General features: G+C 39.6%; 18 protein-coding genes. All 18 read left to right on the top strand.

What is annotated here, in order from left to right; all coding sequences use genetic code 11:
• Nucleotides 1-569, top strand: a 569-nt coding sequence (locus VLB74_RS10875; RefSeq protein ID WP_414655600.1) for a beta-ketoacyl-[acyl-carrier-protein] synthase family protein, incomplete at its 5' end; no start/stop codon positions are given.
• A gap of 2 nt (nt 570-571) precedes the next feature.
• Nucleotides 572-823, top strand: a complete 252-nt coding sequence (locus VLB74_RS10880; protein WP_325203483.1) for an acyl carrier protein — start codon at nt 572-574, stop codon at nt 821-823.
• Between the two features lie 6 nt (nt 824-829).
• Nucleotides 830-1,711 carry an LpxL/LpxP family acyltransferase gene (locus VLB74_RS10885; protein ID WP_325203484.1) on the top strand — a complete coding sequence of 294 codons (882 nt, stop codon included), beginning with the start codon at nt 830-832 and terminating at the stop codon, nt 1,709-1,711.
• Nucleotides 1,712-1,858: 147 nt separating this feature from the next.
• Entirely contained in the window at nt 1,859-2,761 is a 903-nt protein-coding gene (locus VLB74_RS10890; RefSeq protein ID WP_325203485.1) for a dialkylrecorsinol condensing enzyme DarA, read from the top strand.
• Nucleotides 2,762-2,778: 17 nt separating this feature from the next.
• Nucleotides 2,779-3,912, top strand: a complete 1,134-nt coding sequence (gene darB / locus VLB74_RS10895) for a dialkylresorcinol biosynthesis protein DarB (RefSeq protein WP_325203486.1) — start codon at nt 2,779-2,781, stop codon at nt 3,910-3,912.
• Entirely contained in the window at nt 3,912-4,346 is a 435-nt protein-coding gene (locus tag VLB74_RS10900; RefSeq protein WP_325203487.1) for a hotdog family protein, read from the top strand. Before darB ends, VLB74_RS10900 begins: the two co-directional genes overlap by 1 nt.
• Before the next feature lie 3 nt (nt 4,347-4,349).
• Nucleotides 4,350-4,811, top strand: a complete 462-nt coding sequence (locus tag VLB74_RS10905) for a hotdog family protein (RefSeq protein ID WP_325203488.1) — start codon at nt 4,350-4,352, stop codon at nt 4,809-4,811.
• Nucleotides 4,812-5,216 (top strand): flexirubin biosynthesis protein DarG, encoded by a 405-nt coding sequence (gene DarG, locus VLB74_RS10910; protein WP_325203489.1) that lies wholly within the window; start codon nt 4,812-4,814, stop codon nt 5,214-5,216. It begins immediately after the preceding gene.
• A complete protein-coding gene (darH, locus tag VLB74_RS10915) occupies nt 5,216-6,211 on the top strand; it encodes a BtrH-related acyltransferase DarH (RefSeq protein ID WP_325203490.1) in 996 nt (331 codons plus the stop codon). Before DarG ends, darH begins: the two co-directional genes overlap by 1 nt.
• Nucleotides 6,212-6,217: 6 nt before the next feature.
• Nucleotides 6,218-6,973: an ABC transporter ATP-binding protein gene (locus VLB74_RS10920; RefSeq protein ID WP_325203491.1), complete on the top strand. Its 756-nt coding sequence runs from the start codon at nt 6,218-6,220 to the stop codon at nt 6,971-6,973.
• Entirely contained in the window at nt 6,966-8,249 is a 1,284-nt protein-coding gene (locus VLB74_RS10925; RefSeq protein ID WP_414655601.1) for an ABC transporter permease, read from the top strand. The genes VLB74_RS10920 and VLB74_RS10925 overlap by 8 nt, the downstream gene beginning before the upstream one ends.
• Nucleotides 8,224-8,673, top strand: a complete 450-nt coding sequence (locus VLB74_RS10930; RefSeq protein WP_325203493.1) for an acyl-CoA thioesterase — start codon at nt 8,224-8,226, stop codon at nt 8,671-8,673. Before VLB74_RS10925 ends, VLB74_RS10930 begins: the two co-directional genes overlap by 26 nt.
• Nucleotides 8,643-9,809 (top strand): beta-ketoacyl synthase N-terminal-like domain-containing protein, encoded by a 1,167-nt coding sequence (locus tag VLB74_RS10935; RefSeq protein WP_325203494.1) that lies wholly within the window; start codon nt 8,643-8,645, stop codon nt 9,807-9,809. Before VLB74_RS10930 ends, VLB74_RS10935 begins: the two co-directional genes overlap by 31 nt.
• A 2-nt stretch (nt 9,810-9,811) precedes the next feature.
• A complete protein-coding gene (locus tag VLB74_RS10940) occupies nt 9,812-10,408 on the top strand; it encodes a 3-oxoacyl-ACP synthase (protein ID WP_325203495.1) in 597 nt (198 codons plus the stop codon).
• Between the two features lie 25 nt (nt 10,409-10,433).
• Complete coding sequence (locus tag VLB74_RS10945) at nt 10,434-10,691, top strand: phosphopantetheine-binding protein (protein WP_325203496.1); 258 nt, start codon at nt 10,434-10,436, stop codon at nt 10,689-10,691.
• A gap of 68 nt (nt 10,692-10,759) precedes the next feature.
• Nucleotides 10,760-11,950 (top strand): beta-ketoacyl-[acyl-carrier-protein] synthase family protein, encoded by a 1,191-nt coding sequence (locus tag VLB74_RS10950; RefSeq protein ID WP_325203497.1) that lies wholly within the window; start codon nt 10,760-10,762, stop codon nt 11,948-11,950.
• Nucleotides 11,950-13,011 carry a beta-ketoacyl synthase N-terminal-like domain-containing protein gene (locus tag VLB74_RS10955; RefSeq protein ID WP_325203498.1) on the top strand — a complete coding sequence of 354 codons (1,062 nt, stop codon included), beginning with the start codon at nt 11,950-11,952 and terminating at the stop codon, nt 13,009-13,011. Before VLB74_RS10950 ends, VLB74_RS10955 begins: the two co-directional genes overlap by 1 nt.
• Nucleotides 13,005-13,781, top strand: a complete 777-nt coding sequence (locus VLB74_RS10960; protein ID WP_325203499.1) for a polysaccharide deacetylase family protein — start codon at nt 13,005-13,007, stop codon at nt 13,779-13,781. The genes VLB74_RS10955 and VLB74_RS10960 overlap by 7 nt, the downstream gene beginning before the upstream one ends.
• Nucleotides 13,782-13,816: the final 35 nt, after the last annotated feature.

Consider the following 13,816-nt stretch of genomic DNA (forward strand, 5'->3'; position numbering starts at 1 on the left):
CTTTTGATTCAGCCCGAAACGGGTTGGTGCCAAGCGGAGGCGGAGCAACATTAATTATAGAAAGTTACGAATCAGCCATAAAAAGAGGCGCTCCCATAATTGCTGAAATCATAGGATACGGATTTTCATCCAATGGAGGTCATATCTCAACGCCAAATGTGGAGGGTCCTGCTACAGCTATGCGTCGCGCTCTGGAACAGGCTGGTGTTCAGCCGCATGAGGTAGGTTATATCAACGCACATGCAACATCGACACCTCTGGGGGATGCTAATGAGGCCAAAGCAATCTACGAGGTTTTTGGTGACAGTAAGCCGTATGTGAGTTCGACAAAATCAATGACCGGTCACGAATGTTGGATGGCAGGAGCCAGTGAAGTGATTTACTCGACTATCATGATGCAAAATGATTTCATCGCTCCTAATATCAATTTTGAAAATCCAGATGAAGATTCTGAAAAGTTAAATATTGTAGCTGAGACTGTAAATAAAAAATTTGATATATATTTGTCGAATTCTTTTGGATTTGGTGGAACAAATTCAGCAGTAGTGGTTAAAAAATTTAAAGAATAGTTATGGAAACAGATTTGATTTTAGAGAAGATTAATGAGATTTTAGTGGATGAATTTGAAGTAGATGCCGATATTATCTCCCCTGAATCAAACCTTAAAGACACATTGGGTTTAGACAGTTTGGATTACGTTGATTTGGTTGTAGCGATTGAAGCTAATTTTGGTGTGAAACTGGGGGAAGCTGATTTCGTTGGGGTTTCTACGTTTAATGACTTTTACAAACTTATCGAAAGTAAAATTCAGAACAAGAACTAATGCGCTATGAGTCAGTGGGATGGTAAGTCCAAGGGGACTCTTTTAGGGTATAAAATATTTGTTTTTTGCATAAAAAAGCTCGGAATCAGGACAGCTTATTCTGTTTTGGTTTTCGTAGCTTTTTATTATTTTATATTCGAACGGAATTCCAATAGGGCAATGTTCTATTACTTCCGAAACCGACTTGGGTATTCCTTTTTCAAATCGAAAGCAATGGTTTATAAAAACTATTTTACTTTCGGTCAGACACTGATTGATAAAACAGCAATTTCTGCCGGGTTGCGCAATAAATTCACCTTTGAGTTTGATGGTGTTGAATTGCTGCACGAACTTTTAGCAGAAAAAAAAGGAGGGGTTTTAATCAGCGCACATGTTGGGAATTTCGAAATTGCCGACCATTTTTTTGAAGATATCGATTTCGACTGCCAAATCAATCTGGTAACGACAGACAGGGAACATTCCCAAATAAAAGAATATCTGGAAAGTGTTACAAAGAAATCGTCCCTGAAATTTATTTTGGTTAAAGACGACATGTCACATATCTTCGAGATTAACAACGCCCTTTCAAATAATGAACTTATATGTTTCACGGGAGACCGCTATTTTGAAGGAACTAAACGCATGACGGAAACGCTTTTTGGAGCCGAAGCCGATTTTCCTGCAGGTCCCTTTTTGATTGCCTCACGATTAAAAGTTCCGGTTGTTTTTGTTTATGTAATGAAAGAATCAAATCTTCATTATCATCTTTACGCCCGAAGAGCCGATGTTAAACAACGCGACGAAAAAGGTCTTTTAAAAGCATACACCCAAAGCGTGGAAAGCATGCTTCTGAAATATCCGCTGCAATGGTTCAATTACTTTATGTTCTGGAAACAGCCGGAAAAATAAAAGGACTTTTTAGAAATTGATGCAGTATTTGGATCTTTTTTTATTTTAATTCAGCTCAAAATAAAATACTTATTTTTGTGGTCTGAAAGTTAATGCAGGTCAAGTTTTTAATCAGTATGCATCGTCTTCAGACAATATAAAATGACTATGAAAAACGTACTTGTAGTTTATTATTCACAATCCGGGCAATTAGAAGAAATTGCTCGTAACATCGCAAAGCCTTTACAAGATGACGCAGAAGTTTCAGTTACTTTTTGTCCCATTGTTTTGGAAAAAGGATTCCCCTTTCCTTGGAAAAAAGAAGCCTTTTTTGATGCTTTTCCCGAATCATTTCTCCAGATTCCGTCTACAGTTGCAACACCTTCCGATGAGGTTTTGACTAAAAAATATGATTTGGTGCTTTTGGCCTATCAGGTTTGGTATCTTTCGCCTTCCATTCCGGTAAACTCTTTTCTGAAAAGTGATTTTGCCAAACAATTACTGCAGCACACACCTCTGGTTACCGTTATTGGCTGTCGCAATATGTGGGCTTTGGCACAGGAAAAAATGAAAGGCCTGTTGCAGGGTGTCGGTGCGCAATTGGTGGGTAATGTGGCTTTGGTGGACAGACACATCAATCATATCAGTGTTATAACAATTGTAAAATGGATGTTTTCGGGTGAGAAAAAGAAATATCTTGGCGTTTTCCCAAAACCCGGGGTGTCTGAAAAAGATATTCAGGAGTCTTCAAAATTCGGAAAAATCATTTTAAAACACTTAAAAAATAATTCTTATGTCAATTTGCAGACCGAACTTGTTGCCAATGATGCTGTCGAAATCCGTCCGTTTTTGATTGAAATGGATAAAAAAGCCAACAAAATGTTCAAAATATGGGCAAATCTGATAATCGGAAAGACCAATACGCGTCCGGCTTGGCTGAAAGGATTTAATCTTTATTTGTTGATTGCAATTTGGGTAATGTCACCAATTGTCTATATCTTGCACCTTTTTACGTATCCTTTGAAATTTGTAAAAATAAGAAAGGAAAAAGCCTACTTTCAAGGGGTTTAAAAGAATTATAGAATACTATGTTTGACGTCTACATAACAAAATCCGGGAAATATTTACCTAACGAAGCGGTTTCGAATGACGAAATGGAGACGTTTCTCGGACTAATAAATAATACTCCTTCAAAAGCCAGAAGGATAATTTTAAGGAATAACGGAATTTCTTCTCGCTACTATGCGTTAGACAGGGAAGGAAATCCTACGCATAGCAATGCCCAATTGACTAATAATGCGATAAATACCCTTTTTGACGTAACTTTTACAGCTAATGATGTAGAATTGCTTTCATGCGGAACCTCTACACCGGATACTTTGTTGCCATCGCATGCGGCCATGGTACACGGGTTGTTGAAAAATAAATCCGTCGAACTGAATTCGTCTGCCGGTGTTTGTAATGCAGGGATGAACGCCCTTAAATTCGGGTATCTTTCCGTAAAATCCGGAAATACTAAAAATGCTGTTTGCACCGGTTCGGAAAGAGTGTCAACCTGGATGCTTGCCGATAAGTTCAAAAGTGAAGTTGCTAATCTTAAAAGTTTAGAAGAGCAACCGATAATAGCCTTCAAAAAAGATTTTTTACGTTGGATGCTGTCTGATGGAGCCGCTGCTTTTTTACTTGAAAACCAACCAAGAGGCGAAAATGCCTTAAAGATCGAATGGATGGAAGCCTTTTCCTATGCTCATGAATTGGAAGCCTGTATGTATGCGGGTGGAGACAAGATGGAAAATGGTCAAATCAAACCTTGGAGTGATTACAGTTCCGCGGAATGGTTGTCGGAATCCGTTTTTTCAATCAAACAGGATGTTAAACTTCTGGATAGCAATATTCTTGTAAAAGGAGCCGAAAGTATGAAGGACGCCATGGATAAAAATAATATCACGGCGGAAGACATAACGTACTTCCTACCGCATGTTTCTTCCCATTATTTTGTGGAAGGATTGGCCAAATCACTTTCGGAAAGAGGAATTGATATTCCAAGCGAAAAATGGTTCATGAACCTGAAAAAAGTAGGTAATGTCGGTTCGGCGTCTATCTATCTTATGCTTGAAGAATTAATGAATTCCGGAAAATTGGTAAAAGGTGATAAAGTAATGCTGTCAGTGCCCGAAAGCGGACGATTTTCCTATTCTTATGCTTATTTAACCGTATGCTAATGGAAAATGTACTTCCCATAACGGATAAAGTTTTTGTAGGTAATCTTATACCACAGAAATTCCCATTTGTGATGGTGGATAAATTACTGTCTTTTTCGGAAAATGAAGTAATCGTAGGTTTAACCATTGCCACGGATAATATTTTTTTAGAAGGAGGTGTATTTCAGGAATCCGGTGTCATTGAGCATATGGCACAATCGGTAGCTTTGTATACCGGTTACCAGTTTTATTTAAAGAACGAACCGGCCCCAACAGGGTACATCGGTTCCATAAAGTCAATTGAAATCAGTTTTTTGCCTAAATTAGGCGATACGATTGTAACCACAGTGAATGTACTTCATGAATTTATGGGAGTTACTTTGGTGGATATTGTGACGAAAGTTAATGATAATGAAATTGCCCGCGGGCAGATGAAAACAGTTTTGGCATCCTAAATGATGGAACAGTTCGAAAATGTAGTTGATATAAAATTGTTTTTGCCACATCGTAAACCGATGCTCATGGTCGATTTTATAGTAGAACTGACTCCGACAGAAGTCAGAACGGTTTTTGAAATCAAAGAAGACAATATTTTTGTTGCCGATGGTTTTTTCTCCGAAACAGGACTTGTTGAAAATGGGGCACAGACCTGTTCTTCCATTGTTGGCCAATTCTTTTTTTTAGATGAAAACCAACAGGTAAAAGAAGACGTTGAAGTAATTGGTTTTATCAGCGGGATAAAAAAAATAACAGTGCATCAACTGCCAAAGGTTGGAAGTACAATTTCAACCAATGGTGTTTTGCTTTCCCGTTTTGACAACGATGAATACAGTATCGGTACGATGACGTGTCAGACGTTTTGTGAAGATGTGCTGCTTTTCGAAGCAGAAATAAATTTATTCATTCAGGAGAAACGATAAATGAAGAAGGAAGAAGTACCGCAGGACAAAAGCAATCTTTCAGTAAGTAATATGAAAGAACTTTGTTATGCAACCGACGAAAACGGAAATTATACGACTGCTTTGAGTTCGGGTTGGGAACCCAAAACGATTGCCCTGGAAAATTCCATTCAGGATATCAATGAAAGGGTGGAACAGGCTAAAAATGATGTAAAAGCAGGTGTTTGCAGTCCGATCGTGTACTTTATGGAAGTGCATAAAATGGATTGGAATATTTTGGCGAGTTATGTAGGTATCTGGGTTTGGCGCGTAAAACGTCACGGAAAACCGTCGGTATTTAAAAAATTGAATGATAAAATGATAGCGAAATACGCTGAAACCTTCGAGATTTCAGTGGAAACGCTAAAAAACTATAAAGGAGACTAATGGAAACCAATTTTATCCATCATCAGTCCGCACACTGCGAAAACGGAGTAGCCTCCAATTTGCTGAAGCACCACGGAATCAATATCAGCGAACCCATGGTTTTCGGTATAGGCTCCGGGCTTTTCTTTTTCTTTTTACCGTTGTTGAAAGTCAATCATGCGCCGGCCATCAGTTACCGTCCCATGCCTGGTTCTATTTTCAATAAAGCGGCCAAGCGATTGGGCATTAAAGTAAAAAGAGTAAAATTTTCCAATCCACAGGCAGCTCAAAAAGCGCTGGAGGAAAATCTAAACAAGAATATACCGTCAGGATTACAGGTTGGTGTTTATAATTTAACCTATTTCCCGGACGAATACCGCTTTCATTTCAACGCACACAATCTGGTGGTGTACGGAAAGAAAGAAGATACTTTTTTAATCAGCGACCCGGTAATGGAAACCGTTACCACGTTGACCGAAAAAGAACTGGAGAAAGTACGTTTCGCCAAAGGAGCGCTGGCACCTAAAGGACAAATGTATTACCCAACCGCAATTCCGGAGAAAATCGACTGGGAATCCGCCATCAGAAAAGGGATAAAAAATACCTGTAAAGATATGCTTGCCCCGATGCCGATTATCGGTGTAAGAGGAATGCGTTTTGTGGCATCCAGTATCCGAAAATGGCCAATCAAGAAAAACCCAAGGGTTGCCAATCATTACCTGGCACAGATGGTGCGTATGCAGGAAGAAATCGGTACCGGAGGCGGTGGCTTCCGATTCATTTATGCGGCGTTTCTTCAGGAGGCTTCGGTTATTCTTAAAAATGATACGCTGAAGGAACTTTCTCTTGAAATGACGGCTATCGGAGATCAATGGCGCGATTTTGCTGTAAACGCAGCACGTGTATATAAAAAGAGAAGTAATCAGACGGATGTGTATAACAGTCTGGCTGATGAACTGCTAAAATTAGCTGATTTAGAAGAAGCGTTTTTTAAGAAACTTAAAAAAGCGATTTAAGTCCTTATGAATGAGCCGATAATCGAAATAAACGAACTTTATAAGAAGTACAAAGATGCCGATGATTTTTCAGTGGACAACTTGAGTCTGTCGATTGAGAAAAACGAAATTTTTGGTTTGCTGGGGCCTAACGGAGCCGGTAAAACCACGCTGATTTCTATGTTGTGCGGACTGATAAAACCAACTTCCGGTACGTTTACGATTGACGGACTTTCTTATGATAAAAATGCCACTTTAATCAAGGAAACAATTGGCGTAGTTCCCCAGGAATATGCATTGTACCCAACCTTAACGGCCCGGGAAAACCTTCGTTACTTTGGGAGTATGTACGGCTTAAAAGGCAAAGATCTGTATGATAAAGTGGATGAGGCTCTGGAACATTTGGGCTTGTTGAAATTCGCCGGTAAAAGGATAGAAACCTATTCCGGTGGTATGAAACGACGGGTAAATCTGATTGCGGGTATCCTGCACCAGCCTTCGGTTTTGTTTTTGGATGAACCTACTGTTGGGGTTGACGTTCAGTCAAAAAATGTGATCATCGATTATCTGAAAGAGCTCAATTCTAAAGGAACGACCATCATTTATACCTCACACCATTTGTCGGAAGCCCAGGATTTTTGCAGCCATATAGCCATTATCGACAGAGGACGGATTTATGCCCAGGGCGCACCAAAGGAGTTAATTTCGAATACGCCCAATGCCCATAACCTGGAAGACGTATATATTTCATTAACCGGTAAAGAACTACGCGATGATGTATAAGTTTTTAATGTCGGTTCAAAAAGAAATACTTCTGTTGAGAAGGGATCTGGGCGGATTGGTAATCCTGTTCCTGATGCCATTGGTACTGATTGTCACCGTTACCTTAATTCAGGACAGCACTTTTAAATCGGTTACCGAAAGTAAAATTCCGATTCTTTTGGTGGATAATGATAATGGCGAAATATCTAAAACAGTCAAATCCAGTTTAAATGAAAACGGTTCTTTTGAAATTGTTACTGAAATAAAAGGAACTGCCTTAACCGAGGCTACGGCCAGAGAAGCGGTTTTTAAAGGGAAATACCAGTTGGCAATTATCATCCCTGAAAAATTGAGCGTCGATTTAGAACGCAAAGTAACCGAGAATGTAGAAGAAATCGTCAGTAAATTTGGGTTGGAAGACACCATTCCGAAAGCTGAAAAAGAAAATAAAGTCAAGGCAAAGGAAATTAAAATGTATTTTGATCCTGCCACCCAGCTTACTTTTAAGAACGGGGTAAAAAATGCCATCGATAAGATGATATCTCAGGTGGAAACGAAATCGATTTACAAAGCATTTCAGGATCAGTTGGGCGAAGAAGGCGAGCCTATTTTTGAACAGGAGAACTTTATTACTTTCAAAGAAATAGTTCCCAAGGTAGACAATAAAGAAATCCTTCCTAATTCGGTACAGCACAATGTTCCGGCGTGGACATTGTTTGCGATATTTTTTATCATTGTGCCACTTTCGATCAATATCGTAAAGGAAAAAGGACAAGGGACTCAAATCCGATTGATAACCAATCCAGTTCCGTATGCCGTTGTTATTGCCGGGAAAACGGCGACCTATCTGATCATTTGCATGATTCAATTCCTGCTGATGGTGGCAATAGGAGTTTATTTGTTCCCATATTTAGGATTGCCAGTTCTGGAAATAGAAGGTAAACTGATTTTAATGAGCATTGTGGCTCTTTTTTCCGGTCTGGCGGCCATCGGATTCGGTATTTTGCTTGGAACCGTTGCCAAAACACAGGAACAGTCGGCACCGTTTGGGGCAACTTCTGTTGTGATTTTGGCGGCTATCGGAGGTGTTTGGGTTCCGGTTTTCGCCATGCCGAAAATCATGCAGTTCGTATCGCACATCTCACCCATGAACTGGGGATTGAATGCCTTTTATGATGTGCTGTTGCGCAACGGAGGAATTGTCGAAATCCTTCCCGAAATTAATTTATTACTTTTGTTTTTTATACTTACAATAACCATTGCAATCGTCTATGATAAGAAGAAAAGAGCAGTATAACGAAGCGACGGAACTTACGGTTACCCAGGAAATTAGAGTTCGTTTTAACGAAACCGATCCGTTGGGAATTGTGTGGCATGGTTATTATATCACTTATTTTGAAGACGGCCGCGAAGCGTTTGGCCGAAAGCATGGCATTTCGTATTTGGATGTCGACAAACACGGCTATACCACGCCAATCGTTAAGTCAACCTGCGAACATAAATTGTCCCTTCGTTATGGAGATGTGGCCCGTATTGAAACCACAATTGTCGATTCGCCTGCAGCAAAAATGATTTTCAGATATAAGATTTACGATGCCAATAATGAGATAGCCTGTACCGGGGAAACGGTTCAGGTGTTTGTAGATGGAACAGGAACATTATCGTTAAATCTTCCTCCTTTTTTTGAAGAATGGAAGCGAAAAGTAGGCTTGCTGAAGTAATGGTGAAGAATGTTTACATAACCGAAACCAATTGCATTACTCCTTTAGGTTTTGATGTTGCATCGAATTGGGAAGCACTATTGAATGGGCATTCCGGGATACAGCTGTTCGAGAAATTGGGCATGCTGGAATCGTTTTATGCTTCTGTTGTAAATTCCGATAAAATTGACGCGGCTTTTGCTCCGATTTCAAATGAAACTCATTTTACCAAACTGGAAAAAATGCTGATTTTGGCCTTGGCACCGATAATCGGAAACAAAACGATTACAAACAAAACAGCCTTTATTTTTTCGACAACCAAAGGAAATATTTGTCTTTTGGAAGATGAAAATAACGCTGTTGAAGTAGCTCATTTATCGGCATTGGCAAAAAAAATCAGTTCCTTTTTTGGATTTTCCACGGAGCCCATTGTGGTTTCTAATGCTTGTGTTTCAGGGGTTTTAGCCATTGCGGTTGCCAAAAGGATGATTCAGGCCGGTGCGTATGACAATGCTTTTGTAGTTGCCGGTGATGCGGTGTCGGAATTTGTTTTGTCCGGATTCAATTCCTTCCAGGCGATGAGTGAAGCTCCTTGTAAACCCTACGACGAAGAAAGAAACGGGGTGACATTGGGAGAAGCAGCGGCAGCCGTTTATCTGACATCGATAGAAGAAGAAGTTGGGAAAGGAGCGGTAAAAGTACTTGGGGATGGCGCTGTAAATGATGCCAACCATATTTCAGGACCTTCACGAACCGGTGAGGGATTGTTCCGAAGTATCGAAAGCGCTTTCGCGGAAGCCGGCGTGGCAAAAGAAAAATTGGATTATATTTCGGCCCACGGAACGGCAACGCTTTACAATGATGAAATGGAAGCCGTAGCGTTCAACCGATTGGGAATCAATACTGTTCCGGTGAACAGTCTGAAGGGATTTTACGGGCATACGTTAGGTGCATCCGGACTTTTAGAAACGGTAATTGCTATCGAAAGCGTTAAAAGAAATCAGCTGATTGCCTCAAAAGGATTCACGAAAATGGGTGTCAGTCAGCCAATTTCAATCATCAACAAAAATGAAGAAAAGGAGATTAATTGTTTCCTGAAAACAGCTTCAGGTTTTGGCGGATGCAATACTGCTGTTTTATTCGAAAAAGTAAACTAAATTTGCAGACAAAAAATTACATATCAGCTCATTGCGTAATCGAAAATAATTCGGTTATACTGAACGGCGTAAAACAGTTTGAGTTAGAACAGGCTTCTTTTTCGGAATTTGCAAAAGCGGCCTATAAAAATTTCAACATAGATTATCCGAAGTTTTTCAAAATGGATAATCTGAGTAAATTGGCTTTTTTAGGTTCGGAACTTATTCTGGGAAGTGTTATAAAACAAGGGGAGGAAAATGATATTGCATTGGTTTTTGCCAATCGGTCTTCCAGCCTGGATACCGATGTGAAGTACCAGAGCTCTATTGCAGACAAAGGGAATTATTTTCCAAGTCCTGCAGTGTTTGTGTATACTTTGCCGAATATTTGCATCGGTGAGATCAGTATCAGGCATAAATTGCAGTCGGAGAATGCTTTTTTTGTATTTGAGGTTTTCAATTCGGAATTCATGACCAACTATGCAAACGTACTTTTAGCAACAAATAAAACTGAAAAAGTATTGTGCGGCTGGGTGGAATATTATCAGGATGAGTACAAAGCAATCCTCTATATGGTTGAAAAACAAGGGGATTTAGAACATAACATAACAAATAAATAGTAAATACATTATACAATAAATAATCATGGAAGCATTAAAGCAGGAGTTAAAGGGGAAAATTATTGAGGTTTTAAATTTGGAAGACATTGCGGTTGAGGAAATAAACGATAACGATACTCTTTTTGGAGATGGTTTAGGATTGGATTCGATTGATGCTTTGGAATTAATTGTACTATTAGACAAAGACTACGGAATCAAATTGACGGATCCTAAAGCAGGAAAAAGCATTTTCCAGTCGGTTGAAACAATGGCAGGTTATATTACTGAAAACAGAACAAAATAATTTGATTCAGGGTTGTTAGTACATCTGACGAACCTAAAATCAATAAATTGATAATCCGAAAATTTCAGATGAAAGTTGCAATAACAGGGATGGGGATAATCTCTTCGATTGGAAATAATGTCGAAGAAAATTATGCTGCTTTGATAAGCGGTAAAACCGGTATTTCTTCCATTGAGAATTTTGACACGGCACATGCTGCAGTTATAAAAGTGGGGGAAATTAAAAAAAGCAACCAACAGTTAACGCAACAATTGGGACTTCCCGCCGACAATGATTTTTCCAGAACCTCTTTGTTGGGAGCTATAGCGGCTCAACAGGCCTTGAAAAATGCCGGAATTAAAGATTGCAACGAATATAGGACAGGTTTGGTTTCGGCTACGAGTGTGGGCGGAATGGACATGACTGAAAAGTTCTATTACGATTATTTTGAAGATGAATCTGTCCGAAGGTATATTACCAGTCACGATTGTGGGGAAGTTACTCATGCAATTGCGGAACATATTGGGCTGAAAGGATTGGTTACGACCGTAAGTACAGCCTGTTCATCGGCGGCCAATGCCATTATGATTGGTGCACGCCTTATTCAATCCGGCCAATTGGACCGCGTTATAGTTGGCGGAACCGATGCTTTGGCCAAATTCACCATCAACGGTTTCAAAACCCTGATGATTTTATCGGATACCTATAACACGCCTTTTGACAACAACCGAAAAGGCTTGAATTTAGGGGAAGCCGCTGCTTTTTTGGTTTTGGAATCGGATGCGATGGTTCAAAAAGCGAATAAAAAAGTATTGGCGTATGTTTCCGGTTTTGGAAATGCCAACGATGCCTACCATCAGACGGCTTCTTCAGAAAATGGGGAAGGGGCTTTTCTAGCCATGCAAAAAGCATTGAAAATGTCGGGTTTAAATGTGGCTGACATCGATTATATCAACGCACACGGAACGGCAACACCCAATAACGATTTGTCGGAAGGGCGTGCCATACTGCGGGTTTTTGGAGAAAATGTGCCGGAATTCAGTTCGACCAAAGGATTTACCGGACATACATTAGCAGCAGCAGCAGCCATTGAAGCGGTTTACAGCGTTTTGGCGTTGCAGAACAATGTTGTGTTTCCGAACCTGAATTTCAAAACCCCAATGGAAGAATTTGATTTGATTCCGCAAACAACGCTGAAGGAAAAATCCATTTCGCATGTACTTTCCAATTCTTTTGGATTTGGAGGGAATTGTTCAACCGTATTATTCTCTAAAAACTGATGAAGACTTGTTATATCAACGGGACAGGGTGTATTTCGACGCAAAATACCTTTGAAACAGAATTCTTATCGGAAGTAACGATCAATACTACGGAAAATACGGTTTATGCTATTCAGCCTTCCTATAAGGAATTTATTGCTCCGGCGGCGAGTCGTCGCATGGCAAAAGGTGTAAAAATGGGGATTGCAGCTTCTTCAAAAGCATTGAAAGAAGCAAATGTGGCCATGCCTGAAGCTATCATTATCGGAACGGGAATGGGCTGTGTTGAAGATTCTGAAAAGTTCCTGAAATCGATTTTAGATAACAAAGAAGAATTCCTGACGCCAACATCGTTTATCCAATCCACCCACAATACAGTCGGAGGTCAAATCGCATTGGGATTACAGTGCAAAGGCTATAATTTCACGTATGTAAACGGTGCGGTTTCTTTTGAAACGGCTCTGCTGGATGCGAAAATGCAGATTGAAAACGATGAAGCGGAAAGTATCCTTGTGGGCGGAATCGATGAAACTGGTGCTTATACCTTATCGCTTCACAAATTGATCAACTTGGTCAAGTCGGAAGCAGATGCCCCGTATTCAGTTTTAAATTCGAATTCAAAAGGGATTGTCCACAGCGAAGGAGCCGGCTTTTTTGTGTTAGAAAACGAAAAAAAGGAAAGCTCTTATGCTTCGGTTGAGGCGGTTTCTCTGCAGAGCGCCATGGAAGTTAATGAGGTAGCCGATTTTATCAATACCTTTTTGGAAACCAATAATTTAAAAATATCCGATATCGATGCCGTTGTTTTAGGAAACAACGGGGATGTGGAATTTGATGATTATTATGATGTTTCAAATTCTCTTTTTAAAGATACGCCTCAAGTATTTTATAAGCATTTAAGCGGTGAATACAATACAGCTTCGGCATTTGGTTTTTGGATTGCGGCAAACATTCTTAAAGATCAGAATATCCCGGAAGTAGTTAGAATGAATTCTTTGAAAAAGGAGACATATGACACAATTTTACTTTACAATCAGTACCGCGGAAAAGACCATAGTTTAATCGTACTCAAAAAATGCTAAAACATAAAAACATACTGCTTCTTTTTGTTTCTGCATTTGCCGTTTTTTCCGTTTTAAGTTTTTACATTGATCTGAAATGGTGGAGTTTTTTGCCGTTTTTCGTTTTTTGGGTGGGATTAACCATTTTCGGATCGTCGAATATTAAAGCGGATTACTTCGTAAAAAGCTATTGTAGTAATCCGGCTGAAAATAACCTGAAAATTGCCATATCCTTTGATGACGGACCACACCCGATGACCGAAAAAGTGCTCGATTTGCTTAAAAAATACAATGCAAAAGCCACTTTTTTCTGTATCGGGAGTCAGATTGAAAAACATCCTGACATTTTTAAACGCATTGTATCGGAAGGTCATACCGTTGGAAATCACTCGTATTCCCATTCGAATCGTTTCGGTTTTTTTTCGACTCAAAAAGTGGTTGAAGAACTTATACAGACCAATGCCATCATCGAACGTTTTTCGGGTAAGAAAGCATTGTATTTCCGTCCGCCTTTCGGTGTAACGAATCCCAATATAGCCCGAGCCGTTGCCAAGACAAATCACTATGTTATCGGTTGGAATAATCGCTCCCTTGACACTGTTATTGATGATGAAACCAAAATTTTGGAACGAATTAAAAACAGACTGGCACCCGGAGGGATTATCCTTTTGCACGACACTTCATTAAAAACAGTGAATGTTTTGGAACAGTTATTGTTATTTTTGCAGTCGGAAAAGTATGAATGCGTTACCATAGACGCTTTATTAAATCTACCAGCTTATGAAAATTAGAGTTTTTATACTATTGCTTTTAATTGCAAACACTG

It is taken from the genome of Flavobacterium sp., assembly GCF_035456225.1.
Taxonomy (GTDB): domain Bacteria; phylum Bacteroidota; class Bacteroidia; order Flavobacteriales; family Flavobacteriaceae; genus Flavobacterium.

What these genes read in the sequence shown, in the direction of transcription:
- VLB74_RS10880 (WP_325203483.1), top strand. Translation starts at nt 572, where the DNA reads ATGGAAACAGATTTGATTTTAGAGAAGATTAATGAGATTTTAGTGGAT.
- VLB74_RS10885 (WP_325203484.1), top strand. Translation starts at nt 830, where the DNA reads ATGAGTCAGTGGGATGGTAAGTCCAAGGGGACTCTTTTAGGGTATAAA.
- VLB74_RS10890 (WP_325203485.1), top strand. Translation starts at nt 1,859, where the DNA reads ATGAAAAACGTACTTGTAGTTTATTATTCACAATCCGGGCAATTAGAA.
- darB (WP_325203486.1), top strand. Translation starts at nt 2,779, where the DNA reads ATGTTTGACGTCTACATAACAAAATCCGGGAAATATTTACCTAACGAA.
- VLB74_RS10900 (WP_325203487.1), top strand. Translation starts at nt 3,912, where the DNA reads ATGGAAAATGTACTTCCCATAACGGATAAAGTTTTTGTAGGTAATCTT.
- VLB74_RS10905 (WP_325203488.1), top strand. Translation starts at nt 4,350, where the DNA reads ATGGAACAGTTCGAAAATGTAGTTGATATAAAATTGTTTTTGCCACAT.
- DarG (WP_325203489.1), top strand. Translation starts at nt 4,812, where the DNA reads ATGAAGAAGGAAGAAGTACCGCAGGACAAAAGCAATCTTTCAGTAAGT.
- darH (WP_325203490.1), top strand. Translation starts at nt 5,216, where the DNA reads ATGGAAACCAATTTTATCCATCATCAGTCCGCACACTGCGAAAACGGA.
- VLB74_RS10920 (WP_325203491.1), top strand. Translation starts at nt 6,218, where the DNA reads ATGAATGAGCCGATAATCGAAATAAACGAACTTTATAAGAAGTACAAA.
- VLB74_RS10925 (WP_414655601.1), top strand. Translation starts at nt 6,966, where the DNA reads ATGTATAAGTTTTTAATGTCGGTTCAAAAAGAAATACTTCTGTTGAGA.
- VLB74_RS10930 (WP_325203493.1), top strand. Translation starts at nt 8,224, where the DNA reads ATGATAAGAAGAAAAGAGCAGTATAACGAAGCGACGGAACTTACGGTT.
- VLB74_RS10935 (WP_325203494.1), top strand. Translation starts at nt 8,643, where the DNA reads ATGGAAGCGAAAAGTAGGCTTGCTGAAGTAATGGTGAAGAATGTTTAC.
- VLB74_RS10945 (WP_325203496.1), top strand. Translation starts at nt 10,434, where the DNA reads ATGGAAGCATTAAAGCAGGAGTTAAAGGGGAAAATTATTGAGGTTTTA.
- VLB74_RS10950 (WP_325203497.1), top strand. Translation starts at nt 10,760, where the DNA reads ATGAAAGTTGCAATAACAGGGATGGGGATAATCTCTTCGATTGGAAAT.
- VLB74_RS10955 (WP_325203498.1), top strand. Translation starts at nt 11,950, where the DNA reads ATGAAGACTTGTTATATCAACGGGACAGGGTGTATTTCGACGCAAAAT.
- VLB74_RS10960 (WP_325203499.1), top strand. Translation starts at nt 13,005, where the DNA reads ATGCTAAAACATAAAAACATACTGCTTCTTTTTGTTTCTGCATTTGCC.